Genomic DNA, 22,285 nt, shown 5'->3' with positions numbered 1-22,285 from the left:
TTCGTTTTTTACTAACTATTACTTCCCAAGATACATCCAGAAATGGGAAATATCGTATTTTTGATATGAATTTATTCCGAAGAGAGATAAAAATTTTATGGATAAATATTCCTTTTTAAACGCTGCACATACTTCTTTTTTTGCAGAGTTATATGACAAGTATTTAACGAGTCCTGATAGTATTGAGCCCAGTTGGCGTGCCTTTTTTCAAGGATATGATTTCGGATTAGAGAGTTCTTTAGATGAACTTGACCTTCCTTCAGCGAATGGAGCAGTTGTTATTCCGCAATCACTTCAAAAAGAGTTTCAAGTTGTGAAACTCATTGATGGGTATCGCAGCAGAGGGCATTTATTTACTAGAACGAATCCAGTTCGTGAAAGACGGAAGTATGTGCCTACGCTTGAAATTGAGAATTTTGGCTTGAATGATGCGGATTTAGATACTGTTTTTACTGCCGGAGAGATATTAGGGATTGGTCCAAGTTCGTTGCGTAAAATAATTCAGCATTTGACCAATATTTATTGTGACGCGATTGGTGTTGAGTATATGTATATTCGAAAGCCTGAGCGCGTAAAATGGATTCAGAACTGGATTAACGTCAATGATAATCAACCAAAATACGACAACGACAGAAAAAAACATATTCTTAAGAAACTAAGCCAAGCAGTTTCTTTTGAGAGTTTTTTACATACGAAGTATGTGGGGCAAAAACGTTTCTCTTTGGAGGGGAATGAATCTCTTATTCCAGGCTTGGATGCCATTGTTGAACGCGCAGCTGAAATGGGAGTCGAGCAATTCGTAATGGGGATGGCGCACAGAGGGCGATTGAATGTCTTGACGAATATTTTTGGTAAGGCCGCCAAGGATATTTTTAGCGAGTTTGATGGTAAAGACTATGAACAGGAAATCTTTGATGGCGATGTAAAATACCATTTAGGTTGGACTTCAGATAGAAAGTCTGACAACGGCAACAAAATTAAAATGAACATCGCACCGAACCCTTCGCACCTAGAGACGGTAGGAGCAGTTGTTGAAGGAATCGCCCGAGCAAAGCAAGATTTACAGTATGCTGATGACTTTTCGAAAGTACTGCCGATTGTGGTGCACGGAGATGCAGCCATTGCAGGTCAAGGCCTGATTTATGAAATAGTTCAAATGGCAACGCTTGACGGTTATAAAACCAACGGAACCATTCATATTGTTGTAAATAATCAAATCGGTTTTACGACGAATTATTTGGACGCAAGATCATCTACCTATTGTACGGATGTGGGAAAGGTTACTTTGAGTCCGGTATTACATGTTAATGCTGATGACGCTGAGGCTGTAGTGCATGCTTCTCTTTTTGCTTTGGAGTATCGAATGCGTTTCAATAGGGATGTCTTTTTAGATTTATTGGGATATCGTAAATACGGTCATAACGAAGGTGATGAACCTCGTTTTACGCAACCAAAATTATACAAGGCAATTGCAAAACATTCAAATCCGAGGGATATCTATGCGGCAAAATTGATTGCTGAAGGTGTCATTGATGATGGGTATGTAAAGCAACTTGAAAATGAGTACAAAGCTTCGCTTGAAGAAGAGTTGGAAGATTCACGAAAAGAAGACAAAACCGTTATTACTCCCTTTATGGCAGATGAATGGAAAGGCTTTGAAAATGTTCGTGAGTGGGAAATGATGGATGCGGTGGACACCAAATTCAATAAGAAAAAATTAACGGCGATTGCTAAAGTTATTACTGAACTTCCTAAAGACCAGAAATTCTTGCGTAAGGTTGAACGTTTGGTAAACGACCGTAAAAAAATGTTCTTCGAAACCGACAAGCTTGATTGGGCAATGGGAGAACTCTTAGCCTATGGAAGCTTATTGGAAGAAGGCTATGGAGTCCGAATTTCAGGACAAGACGTGGAACGTGGCACTTTCTCGCACCGTCATGCTGTAATGAAAGTTGAAGAAAGTGAAGAGGAAGTGTTGTTGTTGAATAATCTTTCGGAAAAGCAGGGAAATTTTCAAATTTACAACTCCCTCTTATCTGAATATGGTGTGGTTGGATTTGACTATGGCTATGCCATGGCGAGTCCGAATACCTTAACTATTTGGGAGGCCCAGTTCGGAGACTTTAGTAATGGTGCTCAAATTATGATTGACCAATACATCTCCGCAGCAGAAGACAAATGGAAATTGCAAAACGGATTGGTAATGTTATTACCTCATGGTTATGAAGGTCAGGGTGCAGAACATTCATCTGCGCGTATGGAACGCTACTTACAGCTTTGTGCAAGAGATAATATGTATATCGCTGATTGCACAACACCAGCGAATATGTTTCATTTATTGCGAAGACAAATGAAGGCAAACTTTAGAAAACCTTTGATTGTGTTTACTCCCAAGAGTTTGCTTCGTCATCCAAAGGCGATTTCGACAGTTGATGAATTGGCTTCTGGTAGTTTTCAAGAGGTTATTGATGATGCATCGGCTGAGGTAAAAAAGGTAAAGACTTTGGTTTTCTGTACGGGTAAATTCTATTATGATTTGATAGCTGCCAGAGAAGAGCACCAGAGAGATGATGTTGCGCTAGTTCGTGTTGAACAATTATTTCCAGTACCAGCAGAGCAAATGCAAGCGGCAATTAAGAAGTATAAAAATGCCGATGATTTAGTGTGGGCACAAGAGGAACCAAAGAATATGGGTGCATGGAGTCATATGTTGATGCACTTCGAAGGTGCAGTTAAATTTAGGGTGGCATCGAGACGTTTTTATGCGTCTCCTGCTGCGGGTAGTTCTGTACGTTCCAAGAAGCGTCATCAGCAAGTCATTGATTATGTCTTTGATAAGACTAAAAATAATATGACGAGACCAACAAAGAAAAAATAATATAGCTAACGATAGATTATTATGATTTTAGAAATGAAAGTCCCCTCTCCGGGAGAATCGATAACCGAAGTTGAGATAGCGGAATGGCTAGTTGAAGATGGAGATTATGTAGAAAAAGACCAAGCGATTGCCGAAGTTGACTCTGATAAGGCAACCCTCGAGCTTCCTGCTGAACAAAGTGGAATCATAACTCTTAAAGCCGAAGTTGGTGATGCTGTTGAAGTTGGTGCCGTTGTCTGTCTGATTGATACGGCAGCTGCCAAACCTGAAGGTGGAGAGACGCCTAAGAAAGAAGAAACAAAGGAAGCGCCTAAGGTTGAGGTGAAGAAGGAAGAAAAGCCAGTTGCCAAAGAAAGTTACGCAACAGGAACTGCTTCACCTTCCGCTAAGAAAATATTAGACGAAAAAGGCATCGCTGCAAGTTCAGTAAAAGGAACAGGTAGAGATGGCAGAATAACAAAAGAAGATGCTGTAAATGCTACACCGTCTATGGGAACACCTACCGGTGGGAACAGAGGAGAATCGCGCTCCAAGCTTTCAATGCTTCGCAGAAAAGTAGCAGAACGTTTGGTTTCTGTAAAGAATGAAACCGCAATGTTGACGACTTTTAATGAGGTTGATATGTCACCGATATTTTCGCTTCGAAAAGAATACAAAGAAGGTTTCAAAGCCAAACATGGCGTCAGCTTAGGCTTTATGAGTTTCTTTACAAAAGCAGTTGTTCGCGCTTTGGAAATGTATCCTGCAGTGAATTCTATGATTGATGGTAAAGAAATGTTGTCGTATGATTTCTGTGATATAAGTATCGCAGTTTCGGGACCAAAAGGTTTGATGGTTCCTGTAATTCGCAATGCTGAAAACTTGACCTTTAGAGGTGTTGAATCTGAAGTAAAGCGTTTGGCCATTCGAGCTCGTGAAGGTGAAATTACCGTTGACGAGATGACTGGAGGAACCTTTACCATAACCAATGGAGGCGTTTTTGGTTCTATGTTGTCTACTCCGATAATTAATCCACCGCAAAGTGCTATTCTTGGAATGCATAATATTGTTGAGCGGCCGATAGCTAAAGATGGCGCTGTTGTAATCGCTCCAATTATGTACGTGGCCCTTTCTTATGATCACAGAATTATCGACGGAAAAGAATCTGTTGGATTCTTAGTAGCGGTTAAAGAAGCTTTGGAAAATCCTGAAGAAATATTGATGGATAATAATGTAAAGAAGGCGTTGGAAATGTAATGCTAAAGTAATAAGATAATAAAACCCCAAAGGTTCCAAAAGCCTTTGGGGTTTTCTTTTTTATCATGAAAACCTTCGTATTACTATTTTACAGTTTTCAATTTTAAATAGACGCAAGACTTATTATAATCTATTATTGCCTTTGCTTTTTTGAGCACATCGGCACCAATGATTCCGTCAACAGGTAAAGCCTTGTGTGCAGTAAGTGCTTCGTTGACATGAACTAGGTCGAACAGTACAATTTTCAATTTGTTCTTTTGCCAATCTCCTATTTGAATTTTATTTTTGGTTGAAATCAATGTTTCCATGTTTGTTGCTCCAGCTCCAGCTGCTTTAATTTTTGATTCTTTAGACGTGAGATTGAAGAACTTTAACTTGTCAAAACCAATGCATGTATTTGATGCTCCGGTATCTAAAATAAATCGTCCGGTAATCCCATTGATTTTGGCAACAATTTCAAAATGATTTGTAGCGGTTAGCACCAATGGTATTTTGGTGTAGTTTTTTTTCAATAGGAATTTTTTCATACTTGCCATCTATTCGTTTTCTGCAAAGATAAGTCTATTTTTGCCCCATGATCTTGACAGATACCCATACACATTTATATACTGAAGCCTTCGATAAAGACCGTGAACAAGTAGTTCAGAATGCCATTGATAAAGGTGTAGAACGCTTCTTTATTCCGGCAATTGACTCTACTTATACAAAGGCGATGTTTGATTTGAAAGATGCATTTCCCGAACATATGTTTTTGATGATGGGTTTACATCCTACACATGTGAAAGAGAACTATCTCGATGAGATGAAACATGTTGAAGAAATGTTAGCCACCTACAAGTTTTATGCTGTTGGGGAAATCGGAATTGATTTGTATTGGGATAAATCTTTCCTCAAACAACAACAAGAAGCATTTCGTTTTCAAATTCGTTTGGCTAAAAAATACAAGTTGCCTATTGTCATTCATTGCAGGGAAGCCTTTGACGAAATCTTTGAAATTTTAGAAGAGGAAAAAGGAGATGACCTCTTCGGGATTTTTCATTGTTTTACAGGAACCATGAAACAAGCTCATCAGGCCATATCCTACAATATGAAGCTGGGAATTGGTGGAGTAGCAACATTCAAAAATGGAAAAATAGATACGTTCTTGAACCGGATTGATTTGAAATATGTTGTTTTGGAAACTGATTCGCCCTATCTAGCACCAGTGCCTTTTAGAGGGAAACGTAATGAAAGTTCATACCTTATTAATATACTCGAGAAGCTGCAAATTATTTATGGAATGGATGGAGCCGAAATAGCAGCCATAACAACTGCAAATTCCAAAGCCGTTTTTGGTATTTAATGAATGCATACTTGAATGGAAAGAAAAACAAACATTTTACTGATTTATACGGGCGGTACCATAGGTATGGTAAAGGATTATGATTCTGGAGCATTAAAAGCATTTAACTTCAAAAAGCTACTGAAGAATATTCCAGAGTTAGCCCAACTTGATTGTCATATAGATTCCATTTCTTTTGATGAACCAATTGATTCTTCAAATATTAATACGTCGCACTGGGTCAATATTGCAACCATTATAGAAACGCATTATGAAAGTCATGATGGTTTTGTCGTGCTACATGGTAGTGATACCATGAGTTATTCCGCCTCAGCATTAAGTTATATGTTGGAGAGCCTGCGAAAACCCGTCATCTTTACGGGTTCACAATTGCCTATTGGTGATTTACGGACCGATGCTAAAGAGAATTTAATAACGTCTATTCAGATAGCTGCCCTTCAAGAAAGAGGAAGACCAGTAATTCAGGAAGTAGGTCTATATTTTGAGTATAAACTGTATCGCGCAAACCGAACTACAAAAATCAACGCCGAGCATTTTGAAGCATTTGCATCTTTGAACTATCCGCCTTTAGTTGAATCTGGAGTACATTTGAAGGTGTACAAAGAATATCTTTTACCCAAGAAAAGAGTTAAGAAGTTCTTTGTGCACAAAAAGCTAGATAATAATGTAGCTATTCTGAAACTTTTTCCTGGCTTTAATGAATCACTTTTAAAAAGTATTCTTGAAACGGAAAATTTAAAGGCTCTGGTTCTAGAAACTTATGGTGCCGGTAATGCGCCAACAGAAATTTGGTTGGTTGAAAATTTAAAGAAGGCTGTAAAAAACGGTTTGCATATTGTTAATGTAACCCAATGCTCGGGAGGAAGTGTAATAATGGGGCAATATGAGACCAGTGAGCAGCTGAAAAAACTACAACTTATTAGTGGTAAAGACATTACAACAGAAGCCGCAATTACCAAACTAATGTATCTTTTAGGAAGTGAAATCTCCAAGGGTTCTTTTAAAACTGTATTTGAAACATCCTTGCGTGGTGAAATGAATTAAAAATACTTGTTTTAATTTCTGTAACTAATATTTTTTTTGTTATTTGGCGAACCTTAAAGGCTGAACTAGAGAGGTGGCCGAGTGGTCGAAGGCGCACGCCTGGAAAGTGTGTATACACCAAAAGTGTATCGAGGGTTCGAATCCCTTCCTCTCTGCAAATAAGTTTTACTTTTATTATTGCTATTTTTTTTTATCTTTAACCCGATTGATTAACTAACTAAATTTTAAGTTTGAAAGAAATGAAAAGATTATTCTCTATCCTAGCATTGGCTGGGTTGTTTGTATTAAGTACAAATACTGTAAATGCAAAAGCGACTACAGCTAATGTAGTTTCAAATCTAACAACCACAGTAGCAGCCACAGCTGTTATGCTGCAAGATGAGGCTCCCGCTGCTGCGGATAGGAGTTTTCAGCAAATCCTAAAAGAAATGTATATCAAAGGTGGAGCGGGTTTCATGAGCTTCGTATTGATTTGTTTGATTTTAGGTTTAGCAGTAGCTATTGAAAGAATTATTTACTTAAACTTGGCAACCACCAATACAGGTAAACTAAAGCAACAAGTAGAAGATGCTTTAGCGTCTGGCGGTGTTGAAGCTGCTAAGGAAGTTTGTAGAAACACAAAAGGTCCTGTTGCATCAATTTACTACCAAGGTTTAGATCGAGCTGGTGAGAGTGTAGAAGCTGCCGAAAAAGCGGTTGTTTCTTACGGTGGAGTTCAAATGGGTCAACTAGAGAAAAATGTTTCATGGCTATCTTTATTCATCGCTATTGCACCAATGCTTGGTTTCATGGGTACGGTAATCGGTATGATTCAGGCCTTCGAAAAGATTGCAGCGGTAGGTAACTTAAGTGCATCTTTAATTGCAGGTGATATTCAAGTAGCTCTTTTAACAACGGTATTCGGACTTATTACTGCGATTATCCTTCAAATCTTTTACAACTACATTATCGCAAAAATCGATAGTATTGTAAATGATATGGAAGACTCATCAATCTCTTTGATTGATATGTTGGTAGACCACAAAAAATAATAGTCCAACCTAATACCAAAGCATAATGTATAAAATTGTAAAAATCGGATTAATAGTTATCAGTGTGATATCTGCCATACTATTATTCTTCATGCCTGATAGCGATATGCCAGTGGCCGAAGCTATGGAAAGTGGTGGAATGAATGCAATGCATTGGATAGCATATATCTTGCTAGCTGTTGCAGTAGCTGCGACCGTAATTTTCGGATTGAAAAATATGATATCGACTCCAGGAGGGCTTAAAAAGTCATTGATGGGTATTGGAGGACTACTTGTTCTCTTAGGTATCGCTTATGGGCTTTCAAGCGGAACTGATGTAAGTGTTGATGCCATGCAAAGATTGGGTATTGATACCTCAGAAGGCGAAATTAAAAGTGTCGGAGCTGGAATTAACATGTTTGGTCTCTTATTATTAGTAGCGGTTGTTGTTATTGGATGGGGAGCCGTTAAAAAAGCAACAAGTAAATAAAGAAACTATGGCTAGAAGAGGAGGAGCACCAGAAGTAAGCGCCGGTTCTATGGCAGACATAGCATTCTTGCTACTTATCTTTTTCTTGGTTACTACAACCATCGAAACAGATGCAGGTTTAGATCGTATGTTGCCACCAATTGAACCGCCAGATGTTGATGTAATTATTAAAGAAAAGAACATCTTTCAAGTTAACATTAACAAGAATGGACAATTACTGGCAGATGATAATCTTATTGATTTAAAAGATTTAAGAGATAAAGCCAAGGAGTTTTTAGATAATAACGGGGATGCATCTTGTACGTATTGTAAGGGTAAGAAAAATCCAGAGTCTTCTGATAACCCTTCAAAGGCCATTATTTCTCTTAAGAGTGATAGGGAGACCAAGTATAGTACCTACATAACGGTTCAAAATGAGTTGGTAGGAGCTTACAATGAACTTCGTAACAGAGAAGCGAATCGCTTATACAATATGGATTTCGTTCAGCTTGAAGCAGATTACTTAAATCCTGAAACAAAAGATAAGTTAGATGAGGATGCTCTTGAAGAATTGAAGGCAAAGGTCAAAAGGATTCAGGAGTTGTTTCCGCAGAAGTTATCTGAAGCAGAGACTTCATCATCAAATTAATTTAAAAGCTTAAAATAAATACTATGTCAAAGTTTGCAAAGAAAAAGGACGGTGAATTACCTGCAGTATCAACTGCTTCTTTACCTGACATTGTTTTTATGCTTCTGTTTTTCTTTATGACCGTAACGGTGATGAAAGATAGCTCGCTGAAAGTTAAAAATGAACTGCCGGTAGCTAGTGAAATCAAAAAGTTAGAAAAGAAAGACAGGGTAATTACCATTTATGTTGGAAAGCCAAACCGCGAATATGAAAAAATCGCTGGTACGGAGCCAAAGATTCAATTAAATGACAAGTTTGCTAGTCCATCTGAAGTTGGAGATTTTATTTTGATGGAACGTGCTAAAAAAGCGCAAGAGCTTCAAAATGTGCTCACAACTTCTCTTAAAGTAGATAAAGATGCCAATATGGGTCTTATCTCAGATATTAAATTAGAACTCCGTAAAGTGAATGCTTTGAAAGTAAATTACACAACTGGTAGTGGTGACGCTTTTAATAATCTAAATTAGAAGAGAATAAATTTCAAACTTATAAAACGCTTCAAACATTATGTTTGAAGCGTTTTTTATTTCGTTAATTTTGTATGTATGAGGCAGTATGTTTTATGGCTTTTGATTATCGTTCCATTCAGTATGTTCTCCCAAGCGAAGCAAGATACAACAACCGTTAACCCACGTTATTTTGAGGATCAGTTTTATGCTGGTGTTACGTATAACTTTATTTTAAACTTACCGGGAGAGGAGCCGAACAAAGCAAACCAGAGAGACTTTTCCTATGGACTCCAAGTTGGTTTTATAAAAGACATTCCACTTAATAACGATAGAACTTTTGGTGTCGGACTAGGTCTGGGTCTGGGTTTGTATACTTATTATACCAATATTAGAGCAATAGAAAATGGGAATGATATTGCTTACTTGCTTGTGCAGGATGTGGACGATTTCAAACGAAGCAAGCTAGAAACGCATTTGGTGGAAGTGCCGCTAGAGTTTCGTTGGCGAAATTCAAATCCAGAAATATACAGTTTTTGGCGTATCTACGCCGGAGTAAAATTTGGATATGTTTTTAACGCAAGGTCTAAATACGTCTTGGCGGACCTTAAGGAATCGTTTCAAAATACCGATGTCCGTAACTTCCAATATGGTCTTACATTTAACTTCGGCTATCATAATTTCAATATGCATGCCTATTATTCATTAACGGGTCTTTTTAATAATGGTGTTACTTTAGACGAGAATAACATCGAAATGAGTCCACTTCGCATAGGTTTAGTCTTCTACGTTCTGTAGTAAAGTCAATTTTTCTTCACTTTTTCATCACTCGTTTTAACAATACTTTAAGGACTGGCATACTTCTTGCTACTTACTAAATAAGAAACACCTTTCCGCTTTTTTGCCCCACTCCTTATAAAGAACAACTCCAACTTTTTTCGGCTTTCATTATTGTTTAATATCTAAAAAAACAAGTATGGCTAGTAGAGAAGAAGCACCAAAGGTTAATGCAGGTTCGATGGCGGACATCGCATTTTTATTACTCATCTTTTTTTTGGTAACCACGACTATTGAAACTGATGCAGGTTTGGATCGTATGTTGACTAGACCAAATATAGATGTGCCACCTCCCATTCCAGAACGAAATATACTTCCTATTTTGATTAATGGGCAAGATGAATTGATGGTAGACAAAACTATTATCGATCTTAAAGATTTGAAAGATATAACCATTAGCTTTTTAGACAATGGAGGAGCGTCTAATGAGAGTGAAAACTATTGCATCTATTGTCAAGGAGAACGCAATGCAAAATCTTCTGATAATCCAGATAAAGCTATTGTGTCCTTAATGAGTAATCGTGAAACTACTTATGGCGTATATATAGCGGTTCAAAACGAATTGGTAGCCGCCTACAACCACTTACGTAATAGAGAGGCACAAAGACTCTATAAAACCGACTTCACGGCTATGGAGGTCTTATATGCTAATGCTGAAACGCCTAAAGTTCAAAAAGATGAACTGAAAAAGAAGATTCGGAGTATACAGAAATTATATCCGATGAAATTATCAGAAGCAGAACGTCAATAAAAATATAAAACCATGTCAAAATTTAAGTTAAAAAAAAGCACGCACACTCCAGAAGTATCTACAGCATCTTTACCAGATATCGTTTTTATGCTGTTGTTTTTCTTTATGACGGTAACCGTAATGAAAGACGATACATTGAAAGTTGTGAATGAACTTCCTAATGCGACGGAAATCAAAAAGCTTGAAAAGAAGAATCGAATAATTACAATTTATATTGGCAAACCGGTTAAGAAATTTGAAGAAAGCCAAGGTAATCAGTTAAAAATACAAATGGACGATAGATTTGTAAACCTAGCAGACCTTGGGTCCAAAGTTCTGGAGGCGATTAACGAAAGACCTGAGTATATTAGAGGGTTTATTACGATTTCTTTGAAAGTGGATAAGAAAGCTTCTATGGGATTGATTGATGATGTTAAAGAAGAACTCCGTAAAATCAACGCTTTGAAAATTAATTATACAACCTATGAAGGGGATACTTATAAGAATCTTGAATAGTAGTTTACTACAGCCAAAATTTAACCGTCAATAATTGGGAAATAGCGCCTAGCAAGAAACCTACAAGTAGAACTGCTCTTCCATTCGATTGTAAATAAAGACGAGATGTGGCCACTAGTCCTGTTGCCAAAATAACTAGGCTAAGCGCGATTGTAATATTGATTTCAAAATGAACACTTAGACATACGAGGTACATAAATAAGCTACCCATGCCCATTAGATGAATACTGCTTTTGAAATTAAAAAAGAGCAATACTATCGAGCCGAAAGTAGCTCCTATAAGTCCCATAAAATAAAAATGTAGTTCTGCAGCATAATTGTTCGGAATTACTTTATAAACTACCATTAAGAGTAAGGAGATGCCGATATAAAGCAAATACTTTCGTTCTGAAATATCGGGCTTAAAAACAGCCACTATCACTCCCACATTTTTAAGGATCAAAAAAGAGATGATAGGTATAATTACCGTTAAGATAAAGATGGGCAAGATGTTTCCGCTCTGAAATTCTGTTGGCGTAAACCTTGGGGTAATAATAAAATAAGCCAAAGTACCCGCCATGGGTATAAAAAGGGGATGAAATAAATAGGTGATTGCTTTTAAAAACAGCTTCATTATATCTGCTTTCTCAATCGTGCCACGGGAATATCAAGTTGTTCTCTATACTTGGCAACGGTTCGACGGGCTATGGGATATCCTTTTTCTTTAAGGATTGCAGCTAGTTTATCATCGGTAAGAGGTTTTTTCTTTGACTCCTCTCGAATTACATTTTCTAAGATTTTTTTAATCTCCTTGGTGGAAACATCCTCTCCTTGGTCATTTTTCATTGACTCTGAAAAGTATTCCTTTATCAATTTTGTTCCATATGGGGTGTCTACGTATTTGCTATTGGCAACACGTGAAACGGTTGAAACGTCCATATCAATTTTGTCCGCAATATCTTTCAGAATCATTGGGCGAAGGTTTCGTTCATCTCCCGTCAAGAAATACTCTTTCTGATATTGCATGATAGCATTCATGGTAATAAACAAGGTCTGTTGTCTTTGTCGAATGGCATCAATAAACCACTTGGCGGCATCAAGCTTTTGCTTGATGAACATCACTGTATCTTTTTGTGATTTAGACTTATTTTTAGAATCCTTATAGCCTTTGAGCATATTGTTATACTCTCTAGAAACATGAAGTTCTGGGGCATTGCGACCGTTTAAGGTAAGCTCAAGTTCTCCTTCAGCTATTTTGATGGTGAAATCAGGAACAACATGCTCTATCATACGGTTGTTCCCTGAATACGAACCTCCAGGTTTTGGGTTCAACTTTTCGATTTCCGATATAGCCTCCCGCAGTTCTTCTTCAGAAATATTATGTTTCTGAATCAGTTTTTTGTAATGCTTCTTGGTAAACTGTTCAAAGGATTTTTCTAAGATGGCAGTTGCTAATTCAACACTTGGGGTGACCTCTTTTCGTTTTAGTTGAATAATTAAACACTCTTCTAAAGAACGAGCCGCAACACCTGGTGGGTCTAACTCTTGAACAAGTTCAAGGACCTTTTCAATCGTCTTTTCCTCGGTATAGATATTTTGGGTAAAGGCCAAATCATCTAAAATGTCACTGATTGGTCTTCTGATATACCCACTTTCATCAACACTGCCTACTAAGAATTCGGCAATACTCCATTCTTCTTCGTTTAAATAGGAAGTGTTTAGTTGTCTTAATAAATATTGGTTGAATGAGATTCCAGCAGCATATGGAACACTTTTCTCGTCGTCGTCGGCGCTATAATTATTTGCTTTAGTTCGGTAATCAGGTATCTCATCATCACTCAAGTAGTCATCAATATTGATGTCTTCAGTATTGATATCTTCAGTACCATCTTCCCCTTCATAGTTGTCTTCAAACTCATCATTTAAACTTTCCGCTTCCTCCTTGCCTGTCTCCAAGGCTGGATTTTCCTCCAATTCCTGCTTCAAACGTTGCTCAAATGCTTGTGTAGGCAATTGTATCAACTTCATCAACTGTATTTGCTGAGGAGATAGTTTTTGAGATAATTTGAACTGTAAATATTGTTTTAGCATTCGGGTATACTTCTACCTTTCTAAAGTTAATGAAAAAAACAGCATTTTATTTTATTCAAAGCGTAGATAATCGTTTAAAATTCGGCATTTTGTGGTGTTCTAGGAAAGGGAATTACATCGCGAATATTCCCCATACCTGTAGCAAAAAGTACCAAACGTTCGAAACCAAGACCAAAACCACTATGAATTGCTGTTCCGAATTTTCGAAGATCTAAATACCACCATAATTCTTCTTCAGGAATATTCAATGCAGCCATTTTTTCTTTTAAAACATCTAAGCGCTCCTCACGCTGAGACCCACCTACGATTTCCCCAATACCTGGAAAAAGAATATCCATAGCCCCGACCGTCTTACCATCCTCATTTAGACGCATATAAAAGGATTTGATTTTTGCTGGATAGTCAAATAAAATCACTGGACATTTGAAATGTTTCTCCACCAAGAAACGCTCATGTTCACTCTGTAAATCCGCACCCCATTCATCAATCGGGAATTGGAATTTCTTCTTTTTGTTAGGTTTGCTGTTCCGAAGTATTTGAATCGCCTCCGTATAGGTAACACGTTTGAACGTATTCTCGGAAACAAACTTCAGTTTTTCTATCAAAGCCATATAGCTTCTCTCGGCTTGTGGCTTTGTTTTTTCTTCATCTAGCAGGCGTTTTTCTAAAAAAGCCAAATCATCTTGGCAATTTTCTAAAACGTACTTAATTACGCTTTTAATAAAATCTTCTGCCAAATCCATGTTGTCATCTAAGTCATAGAAGGCCATTTCCGGTTCAATCATCCAAAACTCAGCAAGATGTCTTGATGTATTGGAGTTTTCTGCGCGAAAGGTTGGGCCAAAGGTATACACCTTACCCAAGCCCATGGCATATGCCTCAGCTTCTAATTGTCCTGAAACGGTCAAGTTTGTTTCCTTTCCGAAAAAATCCTCTTTAAAATTAACTTCACCGTCTTCAGTTGTAGGTGGCCTTTTTGCATCCAAAGTGGTCACTCGAAACATTTCACCTGCTCCCTCCGCATCGGAACCCGTAACAATAGGGGCATGGAAATAGTAAAAACCGTTTTGCTGAAAGTACTGATGAATGGCGAAAGATAATGCCGAGCGCACCCGCATCACCGCCGAAAATGTATTCGTTCGAACACGTAAATGCGCCTGTTCACGGAGAAATTCCATTGAATGTTTCTTCGGTTGAATTGGATATACTTCTGGGTCAGCATCGCCGTGAACGAAAATTTCGGAAACTTGAATTTCAACGTTTTGACCTCTACCTTGGCTTTCAACTAAGGCCCCGGTAACCTTTAAGGCCGAACCGGTATTGATTTTTTTTAATAATTGCTCATCATAATTTTCAAAATCAACTACACATTGAATGTTGTGAATAGTCGAGCCATCATTTAGCGCAATAAAACGATTGCTTCTAAAGGTTTTTACCCATCCGTCGATAACAACTTCTTGCGAAGCAGGATTGGTAGATAGGAGTTCTTTTACACTTGGTACTGACATGCTAAAAATTTAAAAATCAAAGATAGCCTTTTGAGAAAAAAGAATGGTTTAGAAAAGGTTTAAAATTGGGGCTATTCCTCGTTTTTCGATGAATTCAATTCATCCTTAGGCAGAATATCAATCTGCGGTTTTTTAAGCGTTGCCTTATTAGCGATGCTCTTTTCTAGCGATAATAGAAGGGAAGGCAATAAAACTAGATTCGCTAACATTGCAAAGAGTAAGGTTGCAGAAACCAATGCTCCTAAGGCCACAGTTCCGCCAAAATTGGAAATGACAAAAACCGAAAATCCGAAGAACAAGACAATCGATGTATAGAACATACTTACACCAGTTTCCTTTAAAGCAGCATAAACGGATACCTTAATTTTCCATTTATTGGCCATTAGTTCTTGCCTGTACTTGGCAAGAAAGTGAATGGTATCATCAACAGAGATACCAAAAGCGATACTAAAGACTAAAATAGTCGATGGTTTGATAGGTACTCCGACAAACCCCATAACTCCTGCCGTAACAACTAAAGGCAGTAAGTTTGGAATAAGTGAAATGATAATCATTCGAAACGAACGAAAGAGATATGCCATGAACAAGGCAATCAATAGTATGGCCAATGCTAAAGAAAGAATCAGATTTTTTACCAAATATTTGGTGCCTTTCAGAAAGAGCAATGCACTACCGGTCATATAAACATTATAGCGTTCGCTTGGGAAAAGCTTGTCCGCATTTTCTTGTAAACGACGTTCAATTTCCTCCATGCGTTCTGTGGTCACATCTTTCATAAAAGTTGTGATTCGCGCATTTTGACCCGTACTATCTACAAAGCTTTTTAAGAGGTCGCCATCATCTGATGATTTACGGGCGACATCCATAATGAAAGTATTCTCTTGAGAAGTTGGTAGTTGGTAGTACTTCGGAATTCCATTATAAAATGCCTGCTTCGAATACTTAATTAGATTGACTACTGAAACGGGTTTCGACAATTCTGGAATTTCCTCAATAACTTGTCCCAATTGGTCCATTCGTTTGAGTGTTGCAGGCTTTAGAACTCCTTTGGGACGTTTGGTATCAACAACAATTTCAACTGGCATAATACCATCGAACTCTTCCTCAAAAAATCGGATATCTTTAAAGAACTGCTCGCTTTTAGGCATGTCCTCAATGGGGCTTCCTGAAATATCAATTTGATAGATTCCAATTATACTTGCTATAAGTAAGATGATTGAAGTAGCGTAAATAGCAATTCTCTGTTCCTTAACCACGCGTACGGTCCAATTTACAAAGGCATCAACCCATTTCTTATTTAAATGCTTTAAATGCTTAGTTCTAGGAGGATGTAAAAAGCTATAAACGATTGGAATTATCAGTAGCGATAAAATGAAAATACCAATAATATTAATAGATGCAACAATACCGAATTCTTTCAGCAACTTACTATCGGTTACAATAAAAGTAGCAAAACCTGAAGCAGTAGTGACGTTGGTCATCAAGGTCGCATTTCCGATTTTAGAAATAACGCGTTGTAATGAAAGTGCCTGATTACCATGCTTTTTAATTTCTTGCTGGTATTTATTGATCAAGAAAATACAATTAGGAATTCCGATAACGATAATCAATGGCGGTATCAGAGCCGTCAAAACCGTAATCTCGTATTGTAGTAATCCTAGAATACCAAAGGCCCACATTACTCCAATAATCACAACCCCCATCGAAATGAAAGTCGCACGTACGCTTCTGAAGAAAAAGAAAAATAGAAGGGAGGTAACTCCTAGGGCGGCTAAAATAAACTTCCCAATTTCATCAATGATGTTTTGGGAATTCATTGTGCGTATATAGGGCATACCTGAAATACGAACATCGAGTTGGGTTTCTTCTTCGAAGTCTTCTACTAAATTTGTCAGGTCTTGTAAAATAAAGTCCTTTCTAACAGAAGTATTGACAATGTCTTTGTCTAGATACATTACCGTACGAAGCGTACCGCTCTTTTTGTTGAAAAGTAGACTTTCATAAAATGGTAAGTCATTAAATAAATGCTGTTTAATACTATCAACTTCAGATTGTGTTTCTGGACTTTTTTCGATTAAGGGACGCATGACGAACTCTTGCTTGTCTTTGTCCTTAATGAGTTCTTGAAGATTATCTGTAGAAAGTACAAAGTCAACCTCAGGAAAAGCATCAAGTTGCTTGCTCAGTCTGTTCCAGCGGTTGAAGTTTTCTGGTGAATATAAAGCACTGTCCCTTATGGCAAAAACAACTGCATTACCTTCTTCGCCAAATTGGTTCAAAAAGTCCTTATACTCCAAATTTACCGGATGGTCGTCCGGCAATAGGTTTGCTTGAGAACTAGAAAAACGCATGTTTTTCCACTGCATGGCCAAGAACACGGTAAAAGCAGCAACAAGAAGTAAAATCAATACTCTATTGCGAAGAATAATTCTTGCCGTTTTTGCCCAAAAGCTTTGTGGTAATTTTTTAGCCATGCTAATTTTGTCGCTGGCAAAGGTAGAAAATGAAGCCTTGTGTTCCTAAAATTGCCAGGTTGAAATGAACCAGTATTCGTCAAATAAAAAAGCGACCACTATAGTCGCTTTTAATAATTTATGTTCTTGCAAGACTAGACTTTCATAATCTCAACTTCTTTATTATCTAAAAACGCATCAATTTTTTTGGTATAACTATCCGTAAGTTCTTGAACATCAGTTTCAGCATTTTTCTTCAAATCATCTGAGGCATCATCTAAACCTTTGATTTCTTTGTTAGCATCTTGTCGTGCACTACGCACACTTACCTTTGCATCTTCGGCTTCTGCCTTCGCTTGTTTTACCAAATCACGTCTTCGCTCTTCGGTCAATGGCGGTACATTAATAATGACCATATCACCATTATTCATAGGGTTGAAACCTAAGTTGGCGTTCATGATTGCTTTTTCAATTTCTTGAAGCATATTCTTTTCCCAGGGCTGAACGGAAATTGTACGTGCATCTGGAGTATTCACATTGGCAACCTGAGATAAAGGAGTTTGAGAGCCATAGTAATCAACCTTAACATTTGACAGCATTGAAGGATTAGCTTTACCGGCACGAATTTTCATAAACTCTTTTTCCAAGTGGGCGATTGCACCGTCCATGCTTTCTTTCGCAGCATCGAGAATAAAAGTGATTTCTTCGTTCATTTTCTTAAAAGTTTAGTAGTAATCTAACAGTAATTGTGCCAACTTATCTGTTGGCAGACAGTTTATACGTTTACAACTGTTCCGATATTTTGTCCATCGACTATTTTCAATAAATTTCCTCTGGTATTCATATCAAAAACAACAATCGGAAGTTCGTTTTCTTGGCTTAATGTAAAGGCAGTGGTGTCCATCACTTTTAATCCTTTTAAAAGAACGTCAGCAAAAGAAATCGTGTCGAACTTCGTTGCGTTTACATCCTTTTCAGGGTCGGAAGTGTAAATGCCATCTACACGAGTACCCTTTAAAATCACATCAGCTTCAACTTCAATAGCTCTTAAAACCGCGGCCGAGTCTGTTGTAAAGTACGGATTTCCAGTTCCGCCGCCAAAAATAACAACGCGCCCTTTTTCTAGGTGACGCATGGCACGCCTTCTTATAAATGGTTCGGCAACTTCATTAATTTTAATTGCTGATTGAACTCTAGTTTGAACATCTACATTCTCTAAAGCGCTCTGTAAAGCAAGAGCATTGATTACGGTTGCTAGCATACCCATGTGGTCACCTTGAACCCGATCCATTCCCGTTGCCGCTCCAGCTAGTCCTCTAAAGATATTTCCACCACCAATAACAATAGCTACCTGAATTCCCTTTTCAACGACTTCCTTAATTTCCTCAGCATATTCGGCAATTCGTTTTGGGTCGATTCCATATTGTTTTTCACCCATGAGCGCTTCGCCACTCAACTTCAAAAGAATTCTTTTGTATTGCATTATTTCGATTTAGTTCGAACAAAAATAATCAAAAATATTATGAAATTAGCTTTGATATGCAGAGGTCAATCCCCTTAATTTTTTCCTAATAGTATCAATTGAGAGTGTTCTTTTTTATATTCTTGCAAAGAAATTTAAAAATGGGTGCTTTTCATCCATTGAAAAAATATAAAAATGAAGAAAATAGCTATTGTATTGTTAATGGGAGTAGTCCTTTACGGCTGCGGATCGACCAAAGCTTTGATTACTGCAGATAAGTCTCCCATGCTAGTGGATATTGATTTGGTAAATGTTACTGATGATAAAGTAATGGTAAAAGTCAACCCCGGAGCTTTTACTTCTGAGATGGTTTCTTTTTATATTCCGAAAACCGTTCCTGGCACTTATAGTACAGACAACTACGGAAAGTATATTGAAGGTTTTAAGGCCTTTGATTACGACGGAAAGGAGCTTTCGGTTTCAAAATCAGACGACAATACTTGGAATATCTCCAGTGGAAAAAGCTTGGATAAAATTAGCTATTGGGTCAATGATACCTACGATAGTGAAGGGGAGCAAGAAGAAGCTGTTTTCTCCCCCTCAGGAACCAACATTTTAGCGGGTGAAAATTTTGTTCTAAATCTACATGGATTTGTAGGTTATTTTAAGGATTTAAAGGAGATTCCATATACAATTCATATTGATAAGCCAGCGGGATTGTCTGCTACAACATCCTTACCCAAAAAAATGATGGAAGATGCAGTTAGCACAAAAGATGTTTTTTCTGCTGGACGCTATTTTGAGGTTATTGACAACCCAATAATGTATTCTAAGCCAAATAGCGAAACTTTTCAAATCAATGACATTTCGGTTACATTGAGTGTGTATTCGCCAAATGGGTCTTACACGGCTGCAAGTTTGAAAGATCGTATGGAAAAGATGATGGGAGCTCAAAAGGCCTTTTTAGGCGACATAGATGGTACGAAACAATATTCTATCCTTTTGTATTTATCTCAAATGGGCAAAACGGATGCTAATGGCTTTGGTGCTTTGGAACACCATACATCAACGGTTGTGGTGCTTCCGGAAGTGATGCAAAAAGAACGATTGGAACAGGCGATGGTCGATGTAGTTTCACATGAATTTTTTCATATTGTGACTCCTTTAAATGTACATTCCAAAGAGGTTCAATATTTCGATTTCAATAACCCAAAAATGTCGCAGCACCTTTGGATGTATGAAGGCACTACTGAATACTTTGCTAATCTTTTTCAAATTCAACAGGGCTTGATTGATGATGCAGAATTCTATAAGCGTATTATGGGTAAAATCAGCAATGCCAAAGGATATAATGATGCTATGTCTTTTACCGAAATGAGTAAAAATGTTTTAGAAGAACCGTTTAAAGACGAATATGCGAATGTATATGAAAAAGGGGCTTTGATTAATATGGCCTTGGATATCTCGCTTAGAGAATTAAGTAATGGAGAAAAAGGTGTGCTATGGTTGATGAAAGAGCTTTCTAAGAAATATGGGGATATGACGCCCTTTGAAGATGAAAAACTTATTGATGAGATTGTCGCGATGACGTATCCTGAAATACGCACTTTCTTTGATACCCATGTTTTGGGAGATACGCCGATAGATTATAATGCTTATTTCTCAAAAGTGGGTCTAGCTTCCGGGACTGTTGAGCAGGCTTGCGGTCGTTTTTTCTTAGATCAAGAGGTTCCTTTCATAGATGCCGACCCATCAAATGACAATGCCATATATGTGCGCAAAGGGATTGCTTTGAGTAGCTTTTTCACTAATTTAGGAGCGCAAGGTGGTGATATTATAAAAAATATTAACGGTACACCGGTTACTATGGAAGGTATCGGGCCCATTATTCAACAGAGCTTTGTTTGGCCTGCTGAAGAGAAAATTACAATGATTGTGAAAAGAGGGGATGAAGAACTAACCTTAACAGGAACTGCAGGTACTCCAGTTGTGATGGTTGAAAAAGTAACTCCTGTTGAAGGTCTGACAGATGCCCAAACAAAACTTCGAGAAGCTTGGATGAAGGGCTAGGAATTAAATATACTTTAGAATCAAATTGAAAGCGCTACTTCAGGTAGCGCTTTTTTTATTTGAAAAACCTACCTTAAAAGAAAATCGATATTTTTTGTAACCTTTTATTGAAATTGCAGTTTACCCTTTTGAAGATCAAAAAACGAAATGCAAGAACTGACCAACAACGCATTAATGCTTAAAGTGAAATCTGGTGACCTAGATAAGCTGGGCTTGCTATACGAAAGGCATAAAAAAAGGCTATTCGGATTCTTTTACAATATGAATAGTAATGCTTCTTTGAGTGAGGATTTAGTGCAGAATGTTTTTGTGCGCATGCTAAAGTACAAGCACACTTTTACTGGTGAAGGTTCTTTTTCGGCATGGATGTTCCGAACCGCAAGAAACGTGAATTATGATTACTACCGCAAAAACAAAATAGCTTTTAATAAAAGCGAGATCTCAACGGTGGAATATAAGTTAGAAGATGGAGATAGTATCGAAAAAGGAATGAACAAAAAAGATGAGATTTCGGTTTTGAATAGAGCGATGCAACTTTTACCTCCTGAAAAACGTGAGGTTTTGGTTCTGAGCAAGCTTAAAGAAATGAAGTTTAGTGAAATTGGAGTCATTTTAGGATGTAGCGAGGGAGCAGCAAAAGTAAAGGCACATCGAGCTCTCAAAGATTTAAGAACAATTTTTCTACAATTAGAAACAAGATAGCTATGGAACAAGAGAAGTTTGAAATATGGATGATGGAGTATTTATCTGGAGATTTAGATGAAAGCAGAAAACAGGAGTTCGAGAATTACTTGAAAAATAGTTCAAAGCATAGGGAAGAATTTGAAACCGTTGCCGAAACTTGGAATCAAATAGATGCATTAGAAGTCCCCGAACCATCTAAAATGATGGATGCTTCGTTCTTTGATATGTTGAATTCTGAAATTGAGAAAAAAGAGAATAAAAAATCCAATTGGTTTGTAAACTTGAAATCTTTCTTTGACCCTATTCAGACACCACAGTTGGCTTTTGGAATGTTGTTATTGGCAATTGGTTTAGGAATAGGGTATTTTTTAAACTCAAGCCCTTTTGAACAAAACATCCAAGAAACAGTTGTGTCTAATTCAACAAATGAAACTGAGGAAGTTCGCGAACAATTGGTCTTGACCTTATTAGAGCAACCTTCCGCCAATAAAAGGTTACAAGCCGTAAACGAGGCTGCCAAATTGAATAAAGCAAATCAACGGATAATTGAAGCACTGTTCTTCACTTTAAACAAAGACCCTAATATCAATGTTCGATTAGTAGCTATTGAATCTCTGGCAAGGTATGTAGAAACCCCCGAAGTGAGAATGGGATTAGTGAAATCCATTGCACTTCAAGATTCACCTTTAGTCCAAATTGCATTGGCCGACCTTATGGTTAAACTTCAAGAGAAGACTTCCATAGAATCAATGGAAAAATTATTAGAGAAGCCAGATATCAATAATACCGTAAAACAAAAATTAGAGCAATCAATCAATCAAATTATATAATAATCAAAAAAC

Annotated in this window: 21 protein-coding genes and 1 tRNA gene; 15 read left to right on the top strand and 7 right to left on the bottom strand. The window is 37.5% G+C overall.

The window, feature by feature from the left end; all coding sequences use genetic code 11:
* The first annotated feature begins 97 nt into the window (after window positions 1-97).
* Both FEE95_RS02625 and odhB read left to right on the top strand, forming a co-directional pair.
* Window positions 98-2,878, top strand: a complete 2,781-nt coding sequence (locus FEE95_RS02625; RefSeq protein ID WP_138656275.1) for a 2-oxoglutarate dehydrogenase E1 component — start codon at window positions 98-100, stop codon at window positions 2,876-2,878.
* 21 nt (window positions 2,879-2,899) lie between these two features.
* Window positions 2,900-4,114: a 2-oxoglutarate dehydrogenase complex dihydrolipoyllysine-residue succinyltransferase gene (gene odhB, locus FEE95_RS02620; protein WP_138656274.1), complete on the top strand. Its 1,215-nt coding sequence runs from the start codon at window positions 2,900-2,902 to the stop codon at window positions 4,112-4,114.
* Between the two features lie 83 nt (window positions 4,115-4,197).
* Here odhB and FEE95_RS02615 read toward each other — a convergent pair whose 3' ends face one another.
* The gene (locus FEE95_RS02615) at window positions 4,198-4,650 is read right to left on the bottom strand and encodes a retropepsin-like aspartic protease (protein ID WP_138656273.1); all 453 of its coding nucleotides are present in this window, start codon (window positions 4,648-4,650) and stop codon (window positions 4,198-4,200) included.
* A 38-nt stretch (window positions 4,651-4,688) separates the two neighbouring features.
* Between FEE95_RS02615 and FEE95_RS02610 the strand changes: the two genes are divergently transcribed.
* From FEE95_RS02610 to FEE95_RS02565, 10 genes are all read left to right on the top strand, one after another.
* A complete protein-coding gene (locus tag FEE95_RS02610; protein ID WP_138656272.1) occupies window positions 4,689-5,456 on the top strand; it encodes a TatD family hydrolase in 768 nt (255 codons plus the stop codon).
* Window positions 5,457-5,471: 15 nt separating this feature from the next.
* The gene (locus FEE95_RS02605) at window positions 5,472-6,500 is read left to right on the top strand and encodes an asparaginase (protein ID WP_138656271.1); all 1,029 of its coding nucleotides are present in this window, start codon (window positions 5,472-5,474) and stop codon (window positions 6,498-6,500) included.
* A gap of 67 nt (window positions 6,501-6,567) precedes the next feature.
* Window positions 6,568-6,655: transfer RNA gene (locus tag FEE95_RS02600), tRNA-Ser, on the top strand.
* A gap of 84 nt (window positions 6,656-6,739) precedes the next feature.
* Window positions 6,740-7,531, top strand: a complete 792-nt coding sequence (locus tag FEE95_RS02595; protein ID WP_138656270.1) for a MotA/TolQ/ExbB proton channel family protein — start codon at window positions 6,740-6,742, stop codon at window positions 7,529-7,531.
* Window positions 7,532-7,556: 25 nt separating this feature from the next.
* Complete coding sequence (locus FEE95_RS02590; protein ID WP_138656269.1) at window positions 7,557-8,000, top strand: hypothetical protein; 444 nt, start codon at window positions 7,557-7,559, stop codon at window positions 7,998-8,000.
* Window positions 8,001-8,007: 7 nt separating this feature from the next.
* A complete protein-coding gene (locus FEE95_RS02585; RefSeq protein ID WP_138656268.1) occupies window positions 8,008-8,628 on the top strand; it encodes an ExbD/TolR family protein in 621 nt (206 codons plus the stop codon).
* Between the two features lie 23 nt (window positions 8,629-8,651).
* Entirely contained in the window at window positions 8,652-9,134 is a 483-nt protein-coding gene (locus tag FEE95_RS02580; protein ID WP_138656267.1) for an ExbD/TolR family protein, read from the top strand.
* Window positions 9,135-9,212: 78 nt separating this feature from the next.
* Complete coding sequence (locus FEE95_RS02575; RefSeq protein ID WP_138656266.1) at window positions 9,213-9,911, top strand: porin family protein; 699 nt, start codon at window positions 9,213-9,215, stop codon at window positions 9,909-9,911.
* A 178-nt stretch (window positions 9,912-10,089) separates the two neighbouring features.
* Complete coding sequence (locus FEE95_RS02570; protein ID WP_138656265.1) at window positions 10,090-10,701, top strand: ExbD/TolR family protein; 612 nt, start codon at window positions 10,090-10,092, stop codon at window positions 10,699-10,701.
* Window positions 10,702-10,713: 12 nt separating this feature from the next.
* Complete coding sequence (locus FEE95_RS02565; RefSeq protein WP_138656264.1) at window positions 10,714-11,196, top strand: ExbD/TolR family protein; 483 nt, start codon at window positions 10,714-10,716, stop codon at window positions 11,194-11,196.
* 7 nt (window positions 11,197-11,203) lie between these two features.
* Here FEE95_RS02565 and FEE95_RS02560 read toward each other — a convergent pair whose 3' ends face one another.
* The 6 genes from FEE95_RS02560 to pyrH all read right to left on the bottom strand — a co-directional run bounded on the left by FEE95_RS02560 (window position 11,204) and on the right by pyrH (window position 18,710).
* The gene (locus tag FEE95_RS02560; RefSeq protein ID WP_138656263.1) at window positions 11,204-11,809 is read right to left on the bottom strand and encodes a hypothetical protein; all 606 of its coding nucleotides are present in this window, start codon (window positions 11,807-11,809) and stop codon (window positions 11,204-11,206) included.
* Window positions 11,809-13,266: an RNA polymerase factor sigma-54 gene (gene rpoN / locus FEE95_RS02555; protein WP_138656262.1), complete on the bottom strand. Its 1,458-nt coding sequence runs from the start codon at window positions 13,264-13,266 to the stop codon at window positions 11,809-11,811. Before rpoN ends, FEE95_RS02560 begins: the two co-directional genes overlap by 1 nt.
* A gap of 74 nt (window positions 13,267-13,340) precedes the next feature.
* Complete coding sequence (asnS, locus tag FEE95_RS02550) at window positions 13,341-14,774, bottom strand: asparagine--tRNA ligase (RefSeq protein WP_138656261.1); 1,434 nt, start codon at window positions 14,772-14,774, stop codon at window positions 13,341-13,343.
* Window positions 14,775-14,845: 71 nt separating this feature from the next.
* Window positions 14,846-17,248, bottom strand: a complete 2,403-nt coding sequence (locus tag FEE95_RS02545) for an efflux RND transporter permease subunit (RefSeq protein ID WP_138656260.1) — start codon at window positions 17,246-17,248, stop codon at window positions 14,846-14,848.
* A gap of 134 nt (window positions 17,249-17,382) precedes the next feature.
* Window positions 17,383-17,940 (bottom strand): ribosome recycling factor, encoded by a 558-nt coding sequence (gene frr, locus FEE95_RS02540; RefSeq protein ID WP_138656259.1) that lies wholly within the window; start codon window positions 17,938-17,940, stop codon window positions 17,383-17,385.
* 62 nt (window positions 17,941-18,002) lie between these two features.
* Entirely contained in the window at window positions 18,003-18,710 is a 708-nt protein-coding gene (gene pyrH / locus FEE95_RS02535; RefSeq protein ID WP_138656258.1) for a UMP kinase, read from the bottom strand.
* A gap of 174 nt (window positions 18,711-18,884) precedes the next feature.
* On the opposite strand from pyrH, the gene FEE95_RS02530 reads away from it, so the two are divergent.
* From FEE95_RS02530 to FEE95_RS02520, 3 genes are all read left to right on the top strand, one after another.
* Window positions 18,885-20,759, top strand: a complete 1,875-nt coding sequence (locus tag FEE95_RS02530; protein ID WP_138656257.1) for a M61 family metallopeptidase — start codon at window positions 18,885-18,887, stop codon at window positions 20,757-20,759.
* Window positions 20,760-20,906: 147 nt separating this feature from the next.
* Window positions 20,907-21,461 (top strand): RNA polymerase sigma factor, encoded by a 555-nt coding sequence (locus tag FEE95_RS02525; protein WP_138656256.1) that lies wholly within the window; start codon window positions 20,907-20,909, stop codon window positions 21,459-21,461.
* Window positions 21,462-21,463: 2 nt separating this feature from the next.
* On the top strand, window positions 21,464-22,273 hold the full coding sequence (locus FEE95_RS02520) for a HEAT repeat domain-containing protein (RefSeq protein WP_138656255.1): 810 nt from the start codon (window positions 21,464-21,466) through the stop codon (window positions 22,271-22,273).
* Window positions 22,274-22,285 lie beyond the last annotated feature (12 nt).

The organism is Maribacter algarum (ex Zhang et al. 2020), from assembly GCF_005885635.1.
Taxonomy (GTDB): Bacteria; Bacteroidota; Bacteroidia; order Flavobacteriales; family Flavobacteriaceae; genus Maribacter_C; species Maribacter_C algarum.
This window is presented reverse-complemented; position numbering and strand designations above follow the sequence as displayed.

Bases quoted from the DNA above. Each gene is read 5' to 3' on its own strand.
- FEE95_RS02625 (WP_138656275.1), top strand. From the start codon at position 98: ATGGATAAATATTCCTTTTTAAACGCTGCACATACTTCTTTTTTTGCA.
- odhB (WP_138656274.1), top strand. From the start codon at position 2,900: ATGATTTTAGAAATGAAAGTCCCCTCTCCGGGAGAATCGATAACCGAA.
- FEE95_RS02615 (WP_138656273.1), bottom strand. From the start codon at position 4,650: ATGGCAAGTATGAAAAAATTCCTATTGAAAAAAAACTACACCAAAATA.
- FEE95_RS02610 (WP_138656272.1), top strand. From the start codon at position 4,689: ATGATCTTGACAGATACCCATACACATTTATATACTGAAGCCTTCGAT.
- FEE95_RS02605 (WP_138656271.1), top strand. From the start codon at position 5,472: ATGGAAAGAAAAACAAACATTTTACTGATTTATACGGGCGGTACCATA.
- FEE95_RS02595 (WP_138656270.1), top strand. From the start codon at position 6,740: ATGAAAAGATTATTCTCTATCCTAGCATTGGCTGGGTTGTTTGTATTA.
- FEE95_RS02590 (WP_138656269.1), top strand. From the start codon at position 7,557: ATGTATAAAATTGTAAAAATCGGATTAATAGTTATCAGTGTGATATCT.
- FEE95_RS02585 (WP_138656268.1), top strand. From the start codon at position 8,008: ATGGCTAGAAGAGGAGGAGCACCAGAAGTAAGCGCCGGTTCTATGGCA.
- FEE95_RS02580 (WP_138656267.1), top strand. From the start codon at position 8,652: ATGTCAAAGTTTGCAAAGAAAAAGGACGGTGAATTACCTGCAGTATCA.
- FEE95_RS02575 (WP_138656266.1), top strand. From the start codon at position 9,213: ATGAGGCAGTATGTTTTATGGCTTTTGATTATCGTTCCATTCAGTATG.
- FEE95_RS02570 (WP_138656265.1), top strand. From the start codon at position 10,090: ATGGCTAGTAGAGAAGAAGCACCAAAGGTTAATGCAGGTTCGATGGCG.
- FEE95_RS02565 (WP_138656264.1), top strand. From the start codon at position 10,714: ATGTCAAAATTTAAGTTAAAAAAAAGCACGCACACTCCAGAAGTATCT.
- FEE95_RS02560 (WP_138656263.1), bottom strand. From the start codon at position 11,809: ATGAAGCTGTTTTTAAAAGCAATCACCTATTTATTTCATCCCCTTTTT.
- rpoN (WP_138656262.1), bottom strand. From the start codon at position 13,266: ATGCTAAAACAATATTTACAGTTCAAATTATCTCAAAAACTATCTCCT.
- asnS (WP_138656261.1), bottom strand. From the start codon at position 14,774: ATGTCAGTACCAAGTGTAAAAGAACTCCTATCTACCAATCCTGCTTCG.
- FEE95_RS02545 (WP_138656260.1), bottom strand. From the start codon at position 17,248: ATGGCTAAAAAATTACCACAAAGCTTTTGGGCAAAAACGGCAAGAATT.
- frr (WP_138656259.1), bottom strand. From the start codon at position 17,940: ATGAACGAAGAAATCACTTTTATTCTCGATGCTGCGAAAGAAAGCATG.
- pyrH (WP_138656258.1), bottom strand. From the start codon at position 18,710: ATGCAATACAAAAGAATTCTTTTGAAGTTGAGTGGCGAAGCGCTCATG.
- FEE95_RS02530 (WP_138656257.1), top strand. From the start codon at position 18,885: ATGAAGAAAATAGCTATTGTATTGTTAATGGGAGTAGTCCTTTACGGC.
- FEE95_RS02525 (WP_138656256.1), top strand. From the start codon at position 20,907: ATGCAAGAACTGACCAACAACGCATTAATGCTTAAAGTGAAATCTGGT.
- FEE95_RS02520 (WP_138656255.1), top strand. From the start codon at position 21,464: ATGGAACAAGAGAAGTTTGAAATATGGATGATGGAGTATTTATCTGGA.